Below are 19,848 nucleotides of genomic sequence, written 5' to 3'. Positions count from 1 at the left end.
GCCCCGGGTTTCCTGGCCCCCGCAGGGGCGGGCAGGGCGCAGCCCGGCCCGGGGCCCGCTCAGTGCGGGCCGGCGTGGCCCGCGTCGCCGGCCAGCGCCCGGCCGAAGATCAGCACGTCACGGATGTCGCGGATGTCGCGCCCGTCCTTGAGCAGCTGGAAATACCACGGCCCGTCGGTGGTGTCGCCGTACATCACGCCGCCGACCAGCTTGCCGTCGCGGATCACCAGCTTCTTGTAGACCCCGCCCTGCGGATCGTTCAGCACGATCTCCTCGCTCTCCTGGCCACCCATGAAGTCCCCGGCCGAGAACAGGTCGATGCCGGTGACCTTGAGCCGGGTCGAGGTCACCGAGCCGGTGTAGCGGCCGATGCCGTGGCCGGCGAGATGGTTCGCGGCGACCCGGGCCTGCTCGAACAGCGGGGCGACCAGGCCGTAGGCGATTCCGCGGTGGCTGACGCATTCGCCGACCGCGTAGATGCGCGGGTCGAAGGTCTGCATGGTGTCGCTGACCACCACGCCGCGCTCGCAGTGGAGGCCGCAGGCCTCGGCCAGCGCGACGTTCGGACGGATGCCGGCGGCCATCACGACGAGCCCGGCGGGGATCTGCAGGCCGTCCTTGAAGCGCACCGCGGCGACCCGTCCGTCCTCGCCGCCGATCACCACCGCGTGGCGGTGCACCCGGGCGGCCTCGATCATCGCGTCGGTGTCCTGGATGTCCCGATAGCCGATCACGCCGGGCAGCTTGTTGCCGGGGATCGGCAGCATGAAGGGCGTCGAGCCGGTGGCCAGCAGCAGGCGGTCGTAGGGGGCGCAGGTGCCGTCGGCGGCGACGACCTGGCGGCGGGCACGGTCGATGTGGGTCACGGGCTTGCCGGCATGCAGGGTGATGCCCCGCTCGCGATACCAGTCCAGGTCGTTGAGCATGATCTCGGCGATGCCCATCTCGCCGGCCAGCACCGGCGAGAGCAGGATGCGGTTGTAGTTGCCGTGCGGCTCGGCGCCGAACACGGTGATCTCGTAGCGGTCGGGGGCGAGCTCGAGCAGCGCCTCTATCGTCCTGATGCCGGCCATGCCGTTGCCGACCAGGACCAGTTTCTGCTTTTCCATGGCGTCTCCAATCAAAGGCGCGATACGCGGCTCCGTCCGCGTCGTTCCCGGCGCCGGGATGGCCGCCGGGGTGCCACGCGCGGGGGACGGAGCCATGAAAAAACGGCGCCCATTCCGTGCGGGAAAATCGGGTTCCCGAGTCTGGAATGGACGCCGTTGTCCGGGGCGCGGGCCACGTTGCCTGCGCCGTCTGCGGGGAGTCTCAGCAGTAAACGTGCCAGCGGCGGGAGGGCCGCCTGGCCGGGCCCGCGGACGGCGCGCGGCCCGATGGCTGCACCGCGGCGGTGCATCGCGGCGCCGGGATGCCCCACGAGGCGCCGCGGCCGGTGGCCCTCAGCGCCGGGGCGGCAGCAGCTCGGCCATCGACAGCACCGTCTGGGCGACGTCGGCGATGCGCCGGTTCTGGTTCATGGCGGTCTGGCGCAGCAGGCGGTAGGCAGCGCCTTCGTCCAGCCCCTGGTGTTCCATCAGCAGGCCCTTGGCACGCTCGACCAGCTTGCGCTCGGTCAGCGTGGCGCGCACCGCCGCGAGTTCGTCGCCGAGGGTCTGGAGGCGCGCGGACTGTGCCTGCATGTAGTCCATCATCGAGCGGGTCACCTGCGGCCCCAGGCTGGCGCCGAGGAGCAGGCCGTCCTCCCCTGCATCGGCACATTCCCCGCCGGCCAGCAGCACGGCGAGGGGCGCGGGGGGCGTGGCCGGCGGGGCGATCGGCATCGCCTGCTGGCGTTCAAGCTCCGCGCGGCTTGCCGCGATCCGGCGCTCGCAGGTCTGCTTGAGCTGCTCCGCCAGGTGCGCCTCGACGAGGTGGATCTGGTCCAGGCGCCGCGAGCAGAGCTCGAACCAGAGGTCGGTGAGCGCGGGGTCGAAGTCCTCCGTCGCGGTGGCGAGGGTGCGGCGCAGGCGCTCGAGTTCGGCCAGCGGCATGCGGGCCTGCAGCGCCCGCCACCGGGGCAGGATGTCCGCCGCGCAGAAGGCCTCGAAGCGCTGCAGGCACAGCTCCTGCTGCTCCTGGAGGTGCAGCAGCCGCTGCGCCCCCTGCTCGCCGCAGCGGCCCGCGGCCAGCGCGCCGGCACCGGCGGCGCGCTCCTGCCCGGCGACCTCGAAGATCAGCGCGAGCAGGGCGGAGATCCGCTGGGTGTACTGCTGCATGGCATCGGCGCCCGAACACCGCCGGGCGCGGAGCGTCTCGCGCAGCCCTGGCAGCCCCTCCAGGCCCTCGACGACGATCGCGACGCGGGTCAGCAGGCGCATGCCGCCCGTGAAGTCGCCATCCGCCTCCAGCCCGTCGGCCCAGGCCAGCAGGCGGGCCTCGCTCGCCAGGCTGTCACGGATGCAGGCCTCGAGTTCCGGCCCGAAGCGTTGCCCGCCCGAGACCAGGAAGATCTGCGACGAGCCGCGCTCCCGCTGCAGGCCATGCACGAGCTCGCCGACCGCCAGCACCAGCGCGCAGCTCTGCGCGAGTTTCTCCAGGTCGCGCATCTCGCAGCGGCGTGCTGCGAGCAGGAAATCACGTGCTGTCTTCATTTGTTCTTTTCATCCCCGTTTCATCCGGCCTCCAGTCCGGTGGCCACGTGGATCGCAGCACGCAAGGATCAGGCCATGAGCGGCGCCGGGGCGTTGTAAACGAGAAAGCCCCACGCCATCACGGCGCAGGGCTTGGCAGCTTTCAGCGGCCGGCTGCTCGGCGGGGCGGTTGCCTTGCCGACGCGCCCGCCGTGCTCAGCGCCGCCGGCGGCGGCTCAGGCCGAGGCCGGCGAAGCCGAGGCCCAGCAGGGCGAAGGTGGCGGGCTCGGGCACGGTGTTGCCGGCGCTCGGGTTGGAGCTGCCGGAGCCGGGCTGGCCAGGGTCGGGCTGGCCGGGATCGGGCGTGGTGGGCGGGTTGTTGGTGCCCGGGTCGGGCGTGACGGGCGTCCCCGGGCCGAAGTTGGCCAGCTGGCTGACCTGGAGGGCCGACAGGCCGGTCATGTAGGCGCCGGGGTTGGCAATCAGGCCTTCGGCCAGGCTGGTGGCGGTCGCGACGGCGCCGGAGTCCACCGCGTCGTAGTAGTAGGTGACGTCGTCGGGGCGGACCAGGATCGCGAAGTGGGCGACGGAGATGGACTTGCCGGCGCCGAGGCTGAGGGTGAGGTAGTCGTTGTAGGCGTTGGGGGAGATCTCGGTTTTCGTGAAGGCGCTGGTCCAGGCGTTGTTGCCGTTGATCAGCGCGAGGACGGGGTCGTGGCTGCCGTTGACGCCGGAGTCGTAGCTGACCAGGAAGTTGCTGTTGCGGGTGGTCACCTCGGTGCCGTCGGAGCCGGGGTTGCCGTAGAAGGCGACCTGGCCCGAGAAGGCGCTGCTGCCGGTGTTGGTGAAGGTGTCGACCCAGCGGTAGGTGTTCATGCCGGCGAGCAGGTCCACCTGGCGCTGCACGGACAGCCCGGCCGGCAGGGACGTGTAGTAGCCGAACCTGTCGAAGGCATCCCAGCCGCCGTCGCGAACGTAGCCCAGGCCGGCGTTGCCGCCCGTGTAGGTGCTGCCTTCGCCGCTTTCGGTCACGATGTCGGCCGTCACCACGAAGGGGCCCGCGTGGGCGGCCAGGGAGAAGAGCCCGAGCAGGGCGCTGCTGATGCAGGTCAGTGTGATTTTTTTGACGTTCATTTTATTGCTTTCTCGAATTGAAAGAAGTCCAGGAAGAAGCGCAGGCTGCAGGCCTCCTCTATTCATTCGATTTCGCAATTATTGTGCCGCCCCTTTTTGCTCTTGTTTTTTGTTTTTATTCAATGGCTTGTCTTGACGTGGGCACTGCCATGGAGGGGGTTCCCCTTATTTTGTAAAAACCCCCGATTTGAGTAGGGTGAATTGGTTTCCGTGATGCCGGTCACGGTCGCGCTTAATTCCGGTTTATGCCTTTGGGTTTGTTTGTGGCAGGCCCGGATTTTTCGGGGGAGCCGGCGGGCAGGGTCAAGATTTTGTGCCGGAGGGGTGTGCAGTGTTTCGCACCGGGCTGTTCGTTTTGTCGCCAATGAGCGGCGTGACGCCGGGCGTGGGACTGCCCGCGGTGGGGCGCCTCGCGGCCCCGTGTTGGGGCGGCGAGCGTGTCGATATTTTTTACAGTGCGGGGGCGGGGCGTAAAAAAGCCAGCCCCGTGGGGCTGGCTGGGCAACGGCGCGCCGGCGTCGGGGGCCGGCAGGGGGTCAGCGGAACACCACCGTCTTGTTGCCATGCACCAGCACCCGGTCCTCGAGGTGGTAGCGCAGGCCGCGGGCGAGCACGGCCTTTTCGATGTCCTTGCCGTAGCGGACCATGTCGTCCACCGAGTCCGAGTGGTCGATGCGGATCACGTCCTGCTCGATGATCGGGCCCTGGTCGAGCTCGGAGGTGACGTAGTGGCAGGTGGCGCCGATCAGCTTGACGCCGCGCTGGTAGGCCTGGTGGTAGGGCTTGGCGCCGACGAAGCTGGGCAGGAAGCTGTGGTGGATGTTGAGGATCTTACCCGGGTTGGCGGCACACAGCTCGGGCGACAGGATCTGCATGTAGCGGGCCAGCACCATGGTGTCGCCGTGCACCTCGTCGAAGATGCGCTGGATCTCGGCGTAGGCGCGGGGCTTGTTGTCGGCGGTGACCGGCACGTGGTGGAAGGGGATGCCGTGCCACTCGACGAAACCCCGGAAGGTGTCGTGGTTGGAGATCACGCAGGGGATCTCGATGTCGAGCTCCTTCGACTGCCAGCGGGCGAGCAGGTCGTAGAGGCAGTGCTCCTGCTTCGAGACGAGGATCACGACGCGCTTCTTGACCGCCGAGTCGGTGATCTTCCAGTCCATCTGGAGTTCTTCGGCGATGGGGGCGAAGCGCTCGCGGAACTCGGTGAGCATGAAGGGCAGCGAGTCGGCGCGGATCTCGACGCGCATGAAGTAGCGGTCGGGCTGGCTGGCGTCGTCGTTGCGTTCGGAGTGGAGGGCCGTTTCGAGGATCCAGCCCTTGTGTTCGGCGATGAAGCCGGAAACCTTGGCGACGATCCCGGAGCGGTCCGGGCAGGAGGCGGAGAGGGTGTAGAAGCGTTCGCGGTGCATGGCGGGGGGGGCCGCCGGCGGCCGGCCGGGGGGCCGGGCCGGCGGACATGGAAGGGTCAGATGCGGGCGGAGGCGGCGCGGATCTGGGCCATCAGGCCGCTGTATTCGCGTTCGACCGGGAACTGGGGAAACTCGGCGATGACGTTGTCCGGGGCGCGGAACAGGATGCCGGCGTTGGCTTCCTTGAGCATCGCGGTGTCGTTGTAGGAGTCGCCGGCGGCGATGACCTTGAAGTTGATCTCCTTGAAGCGCTGCACGGCTTCCTTCTTCTGGTTGGCCATGCGCAGGTGGTAGTTCACCAGGAAGCCGTCGGCGTCGGCCTCGAGCTTGTGGCAGAACAGGGTGGGCATGCCCAGCTGCTGCATCAGCGGCATCGCGAATTCGTAGAAGGTGTCGGACAGGATGATGACCTGGAAATCCTGGCGCAGGGCGTCGAGGAAATCCTTCGCGCCGGGCTCGGGGCCCATCTCGGCGATCACCTTCTGGATGTCGGGCAGGCCGAGCTTGTGCGCCTTCAGGATGTCGAGGCGGTACTTCATCAGCTTGTCGTAATCGGGTTCGTCGCGGGTGGTGCGGCGCAGTTCGGGGATTCCGGTGCGCTCCGCGAATTCGATCCAGATTTCGGGGACGAGGACACCTTCGAGGTCGAGACAGACGAGTTGCACGGCGTGGGGCTCCAGATGGTGGCGTAGGGATGAGCCTGCGATTTTAGCAAAGAGACCGGCCGGGCTTTTGCCGAATGCGTCGCGAAGTGCAAGCTGCGCCCAGCCCGAGGGCCAGCAGGCCGAGGGTGGCGGGTTCGGGCACCTCGCGCAGCATGGCCCCGGCGAGCAGGGCGTGGCCGGTGGCGGTGGGGTGGATGCCGTCCCAGAAGAGGTAGCTCTCGGGGGTGGCGCAGACGCTCCCGCTGCCGTTGAAGGTGATGTCGTCGCCGGTGTAGCAGCGCTCGCTGACGTTGGTGAGGCCAAAGCGGGCCGGCTCGGCGACGACTTCGGCGAGGAAGCCGGCGGCGTCGAAGGTCAGGATGTCGAGCCCGGCCGCGCGGCGGCTGTCGATGAGGCCGGCGAGCCCGGTGTTGAAGAAGCCGGTGAGCTGGCTGCCGAAGGCGGCGGCGTAGGGGCCCCGTTCGATCAGGCGCGGGACGAGGCCGATGTCGGGGGCGTTGGGCATCAGGAAGTGCCGGGCGCCGGCGGCGGCCAGGCTGTCGACGATCAGGCCCAGGTCGGCCAGGGTCTGGCCGATGCTCTGCGGGGTGCCGTCGGCGCGGGGGCGGCCGGTGAGGATGTCCTGCAGGTTGTTGGCGCCACCCCACACCACGTAGAGGGCGTCGGGGTCGAGGGTCGGGTGGTCGGCGAGCAGGGCGTCGCGCTGCTGGAGCAGGCCCTTGAACTCGGGGTAGAGCGGGTTGTAGAGCTGGTTGTCGGTGCGGGCGCCGCCGAAGGCGTAGTTGGTGCCGCCGTAGAGGGAGGCGGTCGAGGTGAAGCCGAAGGCGCCGGCCAGCACGTCCACCCACAGGGGCCCGTTGGACGCCCGGTTGGGGGCGTAGGGGGACGGGGTGTTCGGGTCAGCGAGGCCGAGGATGGGCAGCGGCTGGCCACCGTTGGCGGCGACCAGGGCGGCCTGGGTGGCGCCCACGTTGCCCACGTCCGACAGGCTGTCGCCCAGGACGTAGAGCTGCGAGTAGCCGGCGGAGGCGATGGCGGGCAGGGCAAGGCCGGCGGCGAGGGCGAGGCGGCGCAGGGCCTTTGTGAACGTGGCCGTCATTGCGGGTATCCTCCTGGTGTTGAAATGTGTGGAGGATACCCGATACGGGTTGTTGCGGCCGCCCGGGGCTTCAGTCGGCGGGGATCGCCTCCAGCGCCTCGTGGAGCTCCAGCCAGCGCAGCTCGGCCTCGTCGATCTTCTCGCTGAGCTCGGCCTGGCGCTTGAGGAGTTTCGGCACCTCGCCGGCGTCGGGGCCGGTGTACAGGGCCGGGTCGGCGAGGCGCTCGTCGAGCTGGGCCTTTTCGGCGTTCCAGGGGCCGAGCTTCTTGTCGAGCTGGTCGAGCTCTTTTTGCAGCGGGCGGCGGGCGGCCAGGCGGGCCTGGCGGTCGGCGGCGGCGGCCTCGCGCCCGGCCTTGCGGCTGGCCTTGTCGGCGGCGCGGTCGGGGCACTGGGCGGCGGCGGCATCCGAGGCGCGGCGCTGGGCGAGCCAGGTTTTATAGTCGTCCAGGTCGCCGTCGAAGGGCTGCAGACGCCCGTCGTCCACCAGCAGGAAGCGGTCGCAGGTGGCGCGCAGCAGGGCGCGGTCGTGGGAGACGATCACCATGCCGCCCTCGTAGTCCTGCAGCGCCAGGGTGAGGGCGTGGCGCATCTCGAGGTCGAGGTGGTTGGTGGGCTCGTCGAGGAGCAGCAGGTTGGGCTTGCCCCAGATCAGCAGGGCCAGCGCGAGGCGGGACTTCTCGCCGCCCGAGAAGGGCGCCACCGGGCAGGTGGCCATGTCGCCGTTGAAGTCGAAGCCGCCCAGATAGTTGCGCAGCTCCTGCTCGCGGGTCTGCGGGTCGAGGCGCAGCATGTGCTGCAGCGCGGATTCGTCGGGGCGCAGGCTCTCGAGGGCGTGCTGGGCGAAGTAGCCGAGCTGCAGGCCCTTGCCCTCGCGGCGCTGGCCGGCGCTGGGCGCCAGGCTGCCGGCGAGCAGCTTGATCAGCGTGGACTTGCCGGCGCCGTTGCGGCCCAGGAGGCCGATGCGCTCGCCGGGGCGGATGGTGAGCTTCATGCCCGCCAGGATCGGCTTGCCCGGGTAGCCGGCGGCGGCGTCCTCGAGCTGCAGCAGCGGGTCGGGGGCGGCGCCGCATTCGCGGAAGCTGAAGCTGAACGGGTTGTCGATGTGGGCCGCGGCGATCACCTCCATCCGCTCCAGGGCCTTGATGCGGCTCTGGGCCTGGCGGGCCTTGGTGGCCTTGGCGCGGAAGCGGTCGACGTATTTTTGCAGGTGGGCGCGTTCCCGCTGCTGCTTCTCGAACAGCGCCTGCTGCTGGGACAGGCGCTCGGCGCGCTGGCGCTCGAAGTCGGAATAGCCGCCCGCGTAGAGGGTGAGGCGCTGGTTCTCGATGTGGGCGATCTGGTTGACCACCGCGTCCAGGAAGTCGCGGTCGTGGGAGATCAGCACCAGGGTGCCGCGGTAGTCGCCCAGCCATTGCTCGAGCCAGATCACCGCGTCGAGGTCGAGGTGGTTGGTGGGCTCGTCGAGCAGCAGCAGGTCGGAGCGGCACATCAGCGCCTGGGCCAGGTTGAGGCGCATCCGCCAGCCGCCCGAGAAATCCGCCACCGGGCGCTCCAGGTCGGCAACCGTGAAGCCCAGGCCGTCCATCAGCGCGGCGGCGCGGGCGCGGGCCGCGTAGCCGCCGATCTCCTGCAGGCGGCCGTGGAGGTGGCCGATCTCCTCGCCGTCGTGGGCGGCCTCGGCGGCGGTGAGGGCGGCTTCGACGCGGCGCAGCTCGGCGTCGCCGTCGAGCACGTATTCGATGGCCGGGCGGGGCAGGGCCGGGGTTTCCTGGGCCACGTGGGCGATCACCCACGCGGCGGGCATCTCCAGGTCGCCGGCGTCCTGGTGCAGCTCGCCGCGCAGGAGGCCGAACAGGCTCGACTTGCCGCAGCCGTTGGCGCCGGTGAGGCCGACCTTCCAGCCGGGGTGGATCTGCAGGCTGGCGCCTTCGATGAGGGTCTTGACGCCACGGGCGAGGCGGAGGTTGCGGAACTGGATCACGGCGGCAGGAAAGCGGGCAGGAAATCCGGTATTGTAAGCGGTTCCATTCCTGCAAGCCCTGCCGTGCCATGCGCCGAAGCCGTCTCTTTCCGCTCTCCTGCCTCGCCACCCTGATCTTCGCGCTGTCCGGCGGCCCGCTGCGGGCGGCCGATGCCCCCGCTGTCGACCCGGAGGCCGAGCTGGCCCGCGCCGCGAAGCTGCATTCCGAGGCCTCGGCGATCCGCGACGAGGCGACCCTGCGCTTCTCCGACGAGGAGATCGCCTGCTACCAGCGTTTTCTGGTCAATCGCTGCATCGACCAGGCGCGCGCCCGGCGGGTCGAGGCGGTCCGCCGCGCCCGCGCCCTCGACACCGAGGCCGACGCGATCGAGCTGGCCGACAAGAACCGCCGCTTCGCCGAGCGGATGGCCGAACAGGAGGCCAGCGCGCCCCGGAAGGCCGTCGAGCGCGCCGAGCAGGAGGCCAAGAACCGCGCCGAGAGCGAGGCCCGCCTGCGCGAGTTTTCCGAGAAGAACGCCGAGCGCACCAAGCTCGAACAGGACGCCAAGACCCGCGGCATGCAGGAGGCCGAGGCGCGCCACCGCCGCGAGGCCGACCAGGCCCGTCGCCGCGCCGAGGAGGCCGCCGCCGCGGCCCAGCGCGCCGAGCAGGCCCGGAGCGACAAGGCCGACTACGAGGAGCGCGCCCGCAAGGCCGCCGAGAAGAAGGCCGAGAAGGAACGCAAGAACGCCGCCGGCGCTCCGCCGGCCACCGACGCGCTGCTGCCGGGCAAGTGAGCCGGCCGTCGGGCTGACGCCGGGCCCGGGCTGGCTCAGTTCCCCGGGCGCGGGTAGCCGGCGTCCACCCACGCCCCGGCGCTGGCGGCGTTGAGCTTGAAGTCGGGGCGCACGCGGACGCGGGCGAGTTCGTCGCCGAACTCGTCGAAGGCGCTGAGGTGGGCGTAGGGCTCGTATTCGTCGGGCACGATGTCGAGGCGCACCTCGATGCGGCCGCCGTCGGTGCTCACGGTGACGCGCTTGTGGAGCGTGGCGTGGAGCTGCTGCTCGTGCCGGCGCAGCACCTCCGAGGCGGTCTTGACCAGGGTGTTGAAGGCCGCCGCGTCGAGGGGCTTGGGGTTCTTCTTGTCGCGGCCCATCGTCCATGGGCCGACCAGGGCGGGTTCGGACTCGCCGTCCTTCAGCATCGCCACCGCCCAGCCGTCGTCCTCTTCATTTTTGATCACGCGGGCCGTCCAGCCGTCGTCGCGCCACAGGCGGTCTTCGGTGATGCGGGCGGCGGGGTCGGTGTCGAAGGCGTCGTCGGCGTTCATGGCGGGCTGGCGGGCGATGGGCGGGGTGCGATTCTATCCCATCGGCGGCCGGCGCTCAGGCGGCGGGCGGGTTCGCGGCCCAGGCCAGCGCGTCTTCCAGCCGGTCGTTGCCCCAGAACAGCTCGCCGTCCGGGGTGATGAAGCTCGGCGCGCCGAAGATGCCCAGCTCGCCGGCCTCGGCGGTCTGGCGCTGCAGCGCGAGCTTGGTGTCGGCCTGGCCGGCCTGGCTGATGAGCGCGTCGGCGGGCAGCCCGAGGCCGTCGAGGAGGCCGCGGATCACTCCGGGGTCGGCGATGTCCTGGTCGTCGGCGAAGTTGGCGCGCATCACGCCGCGGGCAAAGTCGCCGATCCACGGCTCGCCTGCGCCGAGCAGCGCCACCCGCGCGGCGAGCAGGCCGCTGCGCGGAAAGCGCGACGGCATCCGGAAGGGCAGGCCGTAGCCCTGGGCCAGCCGCGCCAGGTCGCGCCACATGTAGCGGCCCTTGGGCGGGTAGATGTTGAAGGGCGAGTCGTTCCAGCCGAGGGACAGGAACACCGGGCCGAGCAGGAACGGGCGCCACCGCACCTCGACCCCGGCGTCGCGGGCCAGCGGCCCGATGCGCATGACCGACAGGTAGGAGTACGAGCTGGCGAACTCGAACCAGAACTCCAGCGTCTTGTTCATCGCGGGCTCCCTTGCGGTGGAGACGTTTCAGTCTAGCACCGCGGGCGGCGTTCGCTGGCCGACCCGGGCGCGAAGCCGCTTACTTGCCGCCGAGCTTGCCGGCCAGCACCAGCAGGATCACCGCGCCCACCACCGAGCCGATGAAACCGGCGCCCTGGCCGGCCTGATACAGCCCGATTGCCTGGCCGCCATAGGTGGCCGCCAGCGAGCCGCCAATGCCGAAGAGGATGGTCTTGATCCAGCCCATCGAGTCGTCGCCGGGTTTGACGAAACGGGCGACGAGGCCCACCAGCAAGCCGATGACGATGGTCGAGACGATGCCCATGATGCGCTCCTGCGGTGGAAGACAAGGCTTCACTGTAGCCGTCGCGCCGGGGGCAGCGTGTTAATAAGTGTCTTCCCGCCCGCAGCCCGCCCGCCACGCCAGCACCCCCTGGGCGGCCCACCGGCCGCTGGCGAAGCAGGCGGTGAGCAGGTAGCCGCCGGTGGGGGCCTCCCAGTCGAGCATCTCGCCGGCGCAGAACAGGCCGGGGTGGCTGCGCACCATCAGGTGTTCGTCGAGTTCCTCGAAGCGCAGGCCGCCGGCGGTGCTGATGGCCTCGTCGATGGGCCGCGGCGCGACGAGGGTGACGGACAGGGCCTTGATCGCCGCGGCGAGGCGGGCCGGGTCGGCCAGCGCGGCGGCATCGAGGCATTCCCGCAGCAGGGCCATCTTGACCCCGGCGATGCCGACCCGGCTCTGCAGGTGGCTGGCCAGCGAGCGGGCGCCGCGGGGGTGGGCGACCTCGGCCTGCACCCGCTCCAGGCTGCGCCCGGGGGCGAGGTCGACCCGCAGCGTGGCGTGCCCGTCGCGGGCGATGCGCTCGCGGATGGTCGCCGACAGCGCATACACCAGGCTGCCCTCGAGGCCGTCGGCGCTGAGCATCGCCTCGCCGGGGCGTGCCGGCGCGCTGTCGTCGGCGAGGCGCAGGGTGATCGACTTGAGGGGCTGGCCGGCGAAGCGGCTGGCCAGGTGCTGGCTCCAGCCGGTGGGCGCCTCGCCCCGCGGGGAGGCCACCACGAAGCCGCAGTTGGCGGGCTGCAGGGGCGCCACGGCCAGGCCCGCGGCGGTGAGCAGCGGCACCCAGGCGCCGTCCGAGCCGAGCTTGGCCCAGCTGCCGCCGCCCAGGGCCAGCAGGGTGGCGTCGGCCCGGTGGGTGATCGGGCCGGCTGGCGTGGTGAATTGCAGGCTGCCGTCGGCGGCCCAGCCGGTCCAGCGGTGGCGGGGGTGGAAATGCACGCCGGCCTCGCGCAGGCGGACCAGCCAGGCGCGCAGCAGCGGCGCGGCCTTCATCTCGGCCGGGAAGACGCGCCCCGAGCTGCCGACGAAGGTGCTCACCCCCAGCCCTTCGACCCAGGCCCGCAGCGCGTCGGGCCCGAAGGCCGCGAGCATCGGCTCGATCTGCGGGCGGCGATCGCCGTAGCGCCCGGCGAAGGCCGCTAAAGGCTCCGAGTGGGTGATGTTGAGCCCGCCCCGGCCGGCCAGCAGGAACTTGCGGCCCACCGAGGGCATCGCGTCGAAGACATCCACCCGCAGCCCGGCCGCGGCCAGGGTTTCGGCGGCCATCAGGCCGGCGGGGCCGCCGCCGACGATGGCGACGTGGAAGGGCGAGGAGGCGGAGTCGGACATGGGGCGCAGGGCGGGTTGGAAGCAGGCGCGATTGTAGGGCTTCGTCCCGGGGAGGGTGGGGGCAATCGTGGGGGGGGGGCCGTCAGGGCCGGTCGGGCGAGCGTGGCGTGGCGCGATCGCGTTGCAGGCGGGGCTGTGGGCGTGCCCTGGCGGGCCAGCCCCGACCCGCGAGGCGGAGATCGCGAGCTGAAAAGGGCCGAGCACGCATCTCTTGGACGCGGGCTCGGAGCGTCGAGCTGAGGTGCCGGAGCCCGGAGGTCCGGGGTCGGGGCTCGCGAGGTGGTCCGTCGATCAAAAAAGCAGCGATGGCGCATCTTGTTGGTGCGCGATCGGAGCGTCGAGCCGGGATGCCGGAGCCCGGAGGGCCGAGGTCGGGGTTCCCGGTGTGGTCCATCGACTGAAAAAGCAGCAATCTCGCATCCTTCAGGCGCGCGATTGCTGCTCCGGGCGATGGCGGCCGGGCTTCGTGCGCCGAGTCCGGTGCCCGGAGGGCCGGTGGCGCAGCGCAGCCTGCCCTTAGCGGGTGATCGGCACGCCGCCCTCGTTGCTGCTGAACACCGTGACGCCTTCCTTCACGGTGCCCACCACGCGGATCTCGCCGAGCTTGTCGGCGGGGGTCTTGAGGGGGTTGGCGGAGAGCACCGCGAAGTCGGCCAGCTTGCCGGCGGCGATGCTGCCCTTCACCTTCTCCTCGCCCAGCTGGCGGGCCGGCTGCAGGGTGACGGCCTTGAGGGCGTCGAGGGGGGCGAGCTGCTGCTCTTCGCCCAGCGGGCGCTTCGCCGCCGCGGCCATCACCGCGAAGGGCGAGGGGTCGAGGCGGGCCGGGTCGGCGTGGAGCAGCACCGGCAGGCCGCGGGCGAGGGCGCTGCCCGCCGGGGCGAAGCGGGCGCTGCGCTCGGGGCCGAGGGTGTAGTCCTTCAGCGCAGCCAGCGACAGGGCCAGGCGCTGGGGCGCGAAGCTGACCGCCGCGCCGGCCTCCTTCAGCCCGTCGAGCTGGTCGTCGCGCAGGGCCTGGGCGCCCACCAGCAGCGGCTGGCGCCCCTTGCCGGGTTGCTTGGTTGCGGCAGCGCGCAGGCCGGCGATGGCCTGGTCGATCGCCGCGTCGCCGTTGGCCTGTACCGCCACCTGCCAGCCGCCGGCGTAGGCGCGGGTGATGAGGTCGGTGGCCGCCTCGTCGCTGGCCCAGGCGTAGCCCGAGTAGGCGCTGCGCTTGCCCGGCGGCGGCAGCTGGTAGGGCTGGCTCATCCAGGCGCTGCGGTCCTCGGCGACGCCGTCGAGGGCCAGCGAGACGCCCGCGAGGCGCAGGCGGTTCTTGTAGTACTTGGGGCCGACGCTCTTGTGGCCCTTGAGGACCGGGCCGGCGGAGGCCAGGTCGGCGTAGATCATCACGTCGAGCTTGAGGGCGCCGGTGTCGGCGGCCTGGGTGTACAGGGCCAGGTCGTCGGGGGTGGCGCGGCCTTCGACGGCGGTGGTGTAGCCGTTCTGCAGGTAGAGGGTCTGGCCCTGCTGGATCAGGGCCTGGCGGTCGTCGGCCGACAGCCTGGGCAGCGCGCCCAGCAGGGCCGCCGCCGCGGCACCGTCGAGCACGCCGTCGGGCTCCTTGGAGCCGGGCCAGCGGCCGATGCTGCCGGCGGGCGGGTTGGCGCTGTCGCGGGTGATCCCGGCCAGCTCCAGCGCCTTGCCGTTGAGCACCACCTGGCGGCCCGAATGGTGGATCACCAGCACCGGCTTGTCGGCCGACACGGCGTCGAGGTCCTGCCGGGTGAGCGGGCGCTGCTCGCGCAGGCGGCTGTCGTCGTAGCCGTAGCCGATGATCCAGCCGAAGCGCTGGGCCAGGTCGCCGCGGCTCCAGTCGCGCAGCGTGCGGACGAGGCCGTTGATGTCGCTCACGCTGCCGCCGGGCGGCGGCTGCAGCGGCGCCGCCACCGAGTACAGCCCCAGCCGCGACAGCTGGCCCCAGGCATCGACGAAGCCCGGCACCAGGGTCTTGCCGGCCAGGTCCACCACCTCGGTGCCCTCGCTCTTCCAGCGCGCCAGGATGTCCTTGGCCTTGCCCACCGCGACGATCCTGGTGCCCTTGATCGCCACCGCCTGGGCCGCCGGGCGCTTGTCGTCGAGGGTCACCACGTCGCCGTTGGTGAAGATGATGTCGGACAACGGCGGCGGGGGCGGTGCCGGCGGCGGGGCGTTGGGGTCGGCGGGCGCGGCCGACCCGGTGGGGGCGGTACCGGTGGCCGGTGTGGCGCCGGTGGCTGGGGCCGCCGGCGTCGTGGCCGGCTTGGCCGGGGCCACGGCGGGGGTGGTGACGGGCGCGGGCGCAGGCTTCGCGGCAGCCGGCGGGGCGGTGACGGGCTTGGGCGCCGCGGTGGGCGTCTGGGCGAACAGGGCCGGCGCAGCCAGCGCCAGGCCGATGGCGGCACCGAGGGTGCGCAGGGTGAATTCGTGTTTCATGGAACCGGGCTCCGGAAAGCGGCAGGGCCGCCGGGGCGGCGGCTCCGGCGGCGGACCCGGCGAGCATAGCATCGGTGGGCCCCGGCGGCCGTGATCGGCTTGGGGGCGGGGGTGGAACGGGCGGGCTCAGCCCAGCACCGTCACCACCACCCGCCGCGCGTGGCTCGCCGCGCGGTGCTCCCACAGGAAGATCCCCTGCCAGGTGCCCAGCAGCAGGCGCCCGTCGCCCACCGGGATCGTCAGGCCGGGGCCCGACAGCACGCTGCGGGCGTGGGCCGCCATGTCGTCGTCGCCCTCCAGGTCGTGCCGGTAGGCCGGGTCGCCGTCCGGCGCGAGGCGGGCGAAGACCGTCTCCAGATCCCGCCGCACGTCCGGGTCGGCGTTCTCGGTGATCAGCAGCGAGCAGCTGGTGTGCTGCACGAAGACATGGGCCAGCCCGCAGCGCAGGCCCGCGGCGCGCACCGCGGCGGCCACGTCGGCGGTGATGTCGAGGGTGGCGCGGGGGCGGGTGGTGAAGGTGAGGAGGGTCTGGTGGGGCATGGGGGCGGTGCTCGGAATGGGGGGGTGATTATGCTGCGCCCGCCCTGCGCGCCGGTAAGAATGAAGCCGAGCCCCATCCTTTTTCCGCCGCTATGCATGGCGTCATGTAAGCCCATCGTCCCGAAGCTCGCCCTGGCCCGCCGCCATGGCCTGCGTTCGATCAAGGTGTTCGGGGCGACGCGGGGCCCGACAGCGATGGGGATCTGCTTGTCGAGCCGGCGCCCGGCCAGTCCGCGCCTGTCAGAATTTTCGCGCTCGGAGCCTTGCTGATGGACGCCAGAAACGCCTGGGCCGCCATGTGGATGGGGTGATGCTGGCAACCGCCCGCGTCATCGAGCAAATACCGCGCGCCCGTGAGGCCGCGGCGCGCTTGCGCTAAAATACGCGGCCGATTCTCAAGGGCCTTCCATTCGCCGCGCCGCGGTGGCCTGGCCCCATCCGCCCCGTGGCTCTTATCCCATCGCGATGACGCATTCTCTCTTCCCCGACGATTCCGCTCCGGCCATCACCGGCCTGGTCCTCACCGCCAGCGAGGCGCCCCTCAGCAAGGAGCAGAAGGCCTTCAACAATCTGCTTGCCAAGCTCGACAAGGCGCGCAGGAAGCTGGCCGGGTGGCGTGAGGCGCTCGAGGTGTTCCGCCGCCGTTGTGCGGGCGAGCTGGAGCCCCGCGAGGCGCGCCAGGCCGACCTGCAGGTCGGGCTGGCCCAGGCGCTGCACGCGGCCCACGGCCAGAAGGGGGTGACCGCGGCCGAGCGGCGCAAGCTGTCGCTGCTGATCGTCGAGCTGGCGGCCAGCGTGCTGGAGGCCCGCGACGACGCGGAGATGAAGGCCCTCTACAACCAGCACGGCGAGACCGATTACGACGCCGAGGAGGAGGCCGCCGACGCCGACCTCAAGGCCATGCTGGCGGGGCTCTTCGGGGTCGAGCTGGGCGACGACGTGGACATGCGCTCGCCCGAGGCGGTGGCGGCCCACGTGGAGGCCCAGGTGCGTGCCCGGGCCGGGTCCGCCGGCGAGGACGGCGACGATGCGCCCTTCGACGCGCCGCCCCGCCGCCCGTCGGGCCACCAGCAGGCCCGCGAGGCGCGCCTGGCCGCCGACGAGAAGGCGATGAGCCAGACGGTGCGCGAGGTGTACCGCAAGCTGGCGAGCGCGCTTCACCCTGACCGGGAGCCCGACCCGGCCGAGCGGCAGCGCAAGACGGCGCTGATGCAGCGGGTGAACGAGGCCTACCAGGCCAACAACCTGTTGCAGCTGCTGGAGCTGCAGATCGAGATCGAGCAGATCGACAGCGCCCACCTGGCCGGGCTGGCACCGCAGCGGCTGAAGCGCTACCACCAGATCCTGCGCGCCCAGCTGCAGGATCTGGAGATGGAGATTTTCGGCATCGAGCACGGCCTGCGCCAGCAGCTGCACCTGCGCGGGCGGATGACGCCCAAGCTGCTCCTGCAGTGCGTGGAGGCCGACGTGGCCACGCTGGACGGTGAGATCCGCCGCCTGGAGGGCGAACTGGCGATCAGCGCCGACCTCAAGGCCCTGAAGGCGTGGTTGAAGGGCATCCGTCCCGCCCGCCGGCAGGAGGCGTGGAGCGGGTTTCCGTTCTGAGCGTCTCCGGGGTTGGGCTGCGCCCAGCCTTCCCCCCCGAGGGGGCCAAAGGAAACTTGGGGCAGGCCGGCGTTTCCTTGGGCGTTCGCTTACCGCGAGGCCGCAGGCAGCCAGCTTTGGGCCAGCACTTCGTCAGCTATCGCCCACGGGCATTCTTCCGGGAAGCAGTCCAGCCCGGTCTCGCCGACGGCCTGGGCCACCGCCCGCGCCCACACCATGTCGAGCCAGCGGGGCTCCTGCAGCTTGGGCGCGAGGCTCGGCGATTCGTCGAGGGCGTAGGCGATCTCCTTGCGCTGGGCCTTGATGGTCTTCTCCCAGCTCGCGCCGCGGCGTTCGGGCTGGTATTGCCACTTCAGCAGGTGCGCCAGCAGGACGGCCATGCGGCTCGCGAGTTCGCGTTGTTCGCTCTTGCCCACGTCTTCGATCTCCCCGGCGATGTGTTCGATGTCGAGCATCTCGAAGCGCCCGGCACGCAACAGCCGAGCCTGTTCCTGGGCCCAGGCGTTGATGTCTTTGTCGTAAGCGTTCATGGCCGGACTCCTTGTTTCAAGCCCTGTAAGGATAGCATCGGTGACAGACCCGGCTGTGGGCCATCCGGGCCGCCCGCTACAGCCCCCGCGCCCACTCCGGCCGGAGCCGGGCGGCCTCGGGCGTGGCGATGGCCTGGCGCACCTGTTCCAGCAGTCGCGCCTTGTCGGCGCCGAGGGTGCCCTTCAGGACCAGGATGTTGCTGGCGTGATCCGATCTGAACACGGTGCGGGTGAGTTCCAGCTGCGACAAAAAGCGCTCCATCTCGACGAACAGCCCGTGCTGGTCGAGGGGCTCCCACTCGGGGAAGCCGGCGCGGAAGCGCGCCTCGCCGTGGGGGAAGCTGACCACCAGCGTCGACAAATATTCGGGCTGGGTGGCGTTGGCGAGGCGGGCGGAGTGGTCGGCGTGCTGGGCGCTGAGCTGCTGGCCGCCGAGGCCGTTGAGGATCATCACCGAGCGGGTGATGCCGGCCGCGCCGAGCTTGTCGAGGGCGTCGCGGGTGGTCTCGAAGGTTTCGCCCTTGCTCACCTTGGCGAGCACCTCGTCGTCGCCGGATTCGGCGCCCAGGTAGGCCATCGCCAGGCCGGCCTCGCGTAGCTGGATGAGTTCGGCGACGCTCTTCTTCTTGAGGTTGCGGGCCAGGCAGTAGCTCGACACCCGATGCACCGACGGCATGTGTGCGCGGATCGCCTCCAGGATGGCGAGCAGGCGCCGCGTCGGCAGCACCAGCGCGTCGCCGTCGGCCAGGAAGACCCGGCGGACCTGGCTGCCGTAAAGGGCGCCGGTGCGGCGGATGCTGTCGAGCACCTCGTCCTCGCCGCGGGCGCGGAAGGCTTTCTGCGGGGCGGTGTACATCTCGCAGAAGGTGCAGCGGTTCCACGAGCAGCCGTCGGTGACGGGCAGGATCAGCGATTGCGCCTCGGAGGGCGGGCGGTAGACGGGCTCGACGTAGCGGATCGGGATCATGGGCGTGTCGGTGGGTGTTTCAACGGATCTGGGCGCCCGGCTTCCACAGCGGCCACAGGGCGGCGAGGCCGAGCAGCGGACCGGGCAGCAGCAGCCAGGCCACCTGTTCGTGCAGCGTGGGCCACAGGCGGGTGGCGAGGGCGATCGAGGCCATCGTGATGGCGAAGCCGATGGCGTTCTGGAAGGCCAGCGCGCTGCCGACGATCTCCGGCGGGCAGGCCTTGGCCGACATGGCCGAGAAGTGGGGCGAGTCGGCCACCACGCTGGCGCCCCACACCAGCATCAGCGCGCCGAGCAGCCACTCCGCACTGCCGGCCAGCAGCGGATAGACCGCGCAGCAGGCGGCCGAGGTGGCCAGCGCCAGCGCGGCGACCCGGGCGCTGCCGAAGCGCCGGCTGGCGAAGCCGCCGGCCACGCAGCCGATAGCGCCGATGGCGATCACCGCGAAGGCCGGGCCCGACACCTTGCCGCCGGCCACCTGCCCGACCAGCAGCGGCACGAGGGTCCAGAAGGCGTACAGCTCCCACTGGTGGCCGAAGTAGCCGCAGGCCGAGGCACGGAAGCGCGGGTCGGCGAAGGTCATCAGCACGCGGCCGAGGCGCAGCGGTGGCGTGCCGGCCTTGCGCTGCAGGTGGGGGCCGTCACCGAGGCGGGCGATGAGGGCGGCGGCCAGCAGCGCCAGCCCCGATGACACCAGCACCGTGGCTTGCCAGCCCCAGCCGGGGTCGAGGAAGCGCACCCCGTGGGGCAGCGCGGTGCCGAGGGTGAGCATGCCCACCAGCCAGGCCAGCGCAGAGCCGGCCTGGGTGGGCACCCAGCTGACGACCAGCTTCATGCCCAGCGGGTAGACCCCGGCCAGTGCCAGCCCGACCGCGAAGCGCAGCGCGAGGGCGCTGTCCATGCCGCCGGCGAGGAGCGCGAAGGCGGCGTTGGCGGCGGCGCCGAGCAGCGCGCAGACGGCGAAGATGCGGCTGGCGGCGAAGCGGTCGGCGAGGCCGCTGAGGGAGAAGCCGAGGGTGCCGAGGATGAAGCCGAGCTGCACCGCGTTGGTGAGCCGCCCCAGGTCGGCCGGCTGCAGGCCCCAGGCGGCCATCAGGTCGGCCCCGGCGGCGTTGGCCGAGAACCACAGCGAGGTGCCGAAGAGCTGGGCGACGACGATCACGGGCAGCGGGCGCATGGAGCCTCCGGGGGCAGGGTGGCGCGTTGCAGG

The 19,848-nt window shown here is 71.4% G+C and carries 17 protein-coding genes and 1 pseudogene; 2 read left to right on the top strand and 16 right to left on the bottom strand.

Annotation, left to right across the window (positions count from 1 at the left end):
• Positions 1–68: 68 nt before the first annotated feature.
• The 7 genes and pseudogenes from ACE3OU_RS00725 to ACE3OU_RS00695 form a co-directional block, all read right to left on the bottom strand.
• A pseudogene (locus tag ACE3OU_RS00725) lies at positions 69–1,109 on the bottom strand (NAD(P)/FAD-dependent oxidoreductase); the annotation flags it as partial.
• A 333-nt stretch (positions 1,110–1,442) separates the two neighbouring features.
• Entirely contained in the window at positions 1,443–2,633 is a 1,191-nt protein-coding gene (locus ACE3OU_RS00720) for a nitrate- and nitrite sensing domain-containing protein (protein ID WP_374239611.1), read from the bottom strand.
• A gap of 195 nt (positions 2,634–2,828) precedes the next feature.
• Complete coding sequence (locus tag ACE3OU_RS00715; RefSeq protein WP_374239610.1) at positions 2,829–3,746, bottom strand: PEP-CTERM sorting domain-containing protein; 918 nt, start codon at positions 3,744–3,746, stop codon at positions 2,829–2,831.
• Between the two features lie 536 nt (positions 3,747–4,282).
• Entirely contained in the window at positions 4,283–5,158 is an 876-nt protein-coding gene (gene purU, locus ACE3OU_RS00710) for a formyltetrahydrofolate deformylase (RefSeq protein ID WP_374239609.1), read from the bottom strand.
• A gap of 56 nt (positions 5,159–5,214) precedes the next feature.
• On the bottom strand, positions 5,215–5,823 hold the full coding sequence (gene thrH, locus ACE3OU_RS00705) for a bifunctional phosphoserine phosphatase/homoserine phosphotransferase ThrH (RefSeq protein ID WP_374239608.1): 609 nt from the start codon (positions 5,821–5,823) through the stop codon (positions 5,215–5,217).
• 43 nt (positions 5,824–5,866) lie between these two features.
• Positions 5,867–6,922, bottom strand: a complete 1,056-nt coding sequence (locus ACE3OU_RS00700; protein ID WP_374239607.1) for an SGNH/GDSL hydrolase family protein — start codon at positions 6,920–6,922, stop codon at positions 5,867–5,869.
• A 70-nt stretch (positions 6,923–6,992) separates the two neighbouring features.
• Complete coding sequence (locus ACE3OU_RS00695; RefSeq protein WP_374239606.1) at positions 6,993–8,903, bottom strand: ATP-binding cassette domain-containing protein; 1,911 nt, start codon at positions 8,901–8,903, stop codon at positions 6,993–6,995.
• 68 nt (positions 8,904–8,971) lie between these two features.
• Between ACE3OU_RS00695 and ACE3OU_RS00690 the strand changes: the two genes are divergently transcribed.
• Complete coding sequence (locus ACE3OU_RS00690) at positions 8,972–9,679, top strand: hypothetical protein (protein ID WP_374239605.1); 708 nt, start codon at positions 8,972–8,974, stop codon at positions 9,677–9,679.
• 35 nt (positions 9,680–9,714) lie between these two features.
• Here the strand turns inward: ACE3OU_RS00690 and ACE3OU_RS00685 are convergent, their stop codons facing one another.
• From ACE3OU_RS00685 to ACE3OU_RS00660, 6 genes are all read right to left on the bottom strand, one after another.
• Complete coding sequence (locus ACE3OU_RS00685) at positions 9,715–10,212, bottom strand: hypothetical protein (protein WP_374239604.1); 498 nt, start codon at positions 10,210–10,212, stop codon at positions 9,715–9,717.
• A 55-nt stretch (positions 10,213–10,267) separates the two neighbouring features.
• A complete protein-coding gene (locus ACE3OU_RS00680) occupies positions 10,268–10,876 on the bottom strand; it encodes a 2-hydroxychromene-2-carboxylate isomerase (RefSeq protein ID WP_374239603.1) in 609 nt (202 codons plus the stop codon).
• 79 nt (positions 10,877–10,955) lie between these two features.
• Positions 10,956–11,201 (bottom strand): GlsB/YeaQ/YmgE family stress response membrane protein, encoded by a 246-nt coding sequence (locus ACE3OU_RS00675; RefSeq protein WP_374239602.1) that lies wholly within the window; start codon positions 11,199–11,201, stop codon positions 10,956–10,958.
• A 60-nt stretch (positions 11,202–11,261) separates the two neighbouring features.
• Positions 11,262–12,545 carry a TIGR03862 family flavoprotein gene (locus ACE3OU_RS00670; RefSeq protein ID WP_374239601.1) on the bottom strand — a complete coding sequence of 428 codons (1,284 nt, stop codon included), beginning with the start codon at positions 12,543–12,545 and terminating at the stop codon, positions 11,262–11,264.
• 516 nt (positions 12,546–13,061) lie between these two features.
• A complete protein-coding gene (locus tag ACE3OU_RS00665; protein ID WP_374239600.1) occupies positions 13,062–14,996 on the bottom strand; it encodes an amidohydrolase in 1,935 nt (644 codons plus the stop codon).
• 126 nt (positions 14,997–15,122) lie between these two features.
• Positions 15,123–15,536 (bottom strand): secondary thiamine-phosphate synthase enzyme YjbQ, encoded by a 414-nt coding sequence (locus ACE3OU_RS00660; protein WP_374239599.1) that lies wholly within the window; start codon positions 15,534–15,536, stop codon positions 15,123–15,125.
• Positions 15,537–16,001: 465 nt separating this feature from the next.
• Here ACE3OU_RS00660 and ACE3OU_RS00655 point away from each other — a divergent pair, with 465 nt between their 5' ends.
• Positions 16,002–17,141 carry a J domain-containing protein gene (locus tag ACE3OU_RS00655; protein ID WP_374239598.1) on the top strand — a complete coding sequence of 380 codons (1,140 nt, stop codon included), beginning with the start codon at positions 16,002–16,004 and terminating at the stop codon, positions 17,139–17,141.
• Between the two features lie 89 nt (positions 17,142–17,230).
• Here the strand turns inward: ACE3OU_RS00655 and ACE3OU_RS00650 are convergent, their stop codons facing one another.
• From ACE3OU_RS00650 to ACE3OU_RS00640, 3 genes are all read right to left on the bottom strand, one after another.
• Positions 17,231–17,671, bottom strand: coding sequence for a DUF29 domain-containing protein (locus tag ACE3OU_RS00650; RefSeq protein ID WP_374239597.1), 441 nt, complete (start codon positions 17,669–17,671; stop codon positions 17,231–17,233).
• A gap of 76 nt (positions 17,672–17,747) precedes the next feature.
• Positions 17,748–18,638: a radical SAM protein gene (locus tag ACE3OU_RS00645; RefSeq protein WP_374239596.1), complete on the bottom strand. Its 891-nt coding sequence runs from the start codon at positions 18,636–18,638 to the stop codon at positions 17,748–17,750.
• A 19-nt stretch (positions 18,639–18,657) separates the two neighbouring features.
• The gene (locus tag ACE3OU_RS00640; protein ID WP_374239595.1) at positions 18,658–19,815 is read right to left on the bottom strand and encodes an MFS transporter; all 1,158 of its coding nucleotides are present in this window, start codon (positions 19,813–19,815) and stop codon (positions 18,658–18,660) included.
• Positions 19,816–19,848 lie beyond the last annotated feature (33 nt).

The sequence above is a fragment of the Zoogloea sp. genome, from assembly GCF_041908905.1.
GTDB lineage: Bacteria > Pseudomonadota > Gammaproteobacteria > Burkholderiales > Rhodocyclaceae > Zoogloea.
Note: the sequence above shows the minus strand (reverse complement) of the source record. Positions and strands in the feature narration are given on the sequence as shown.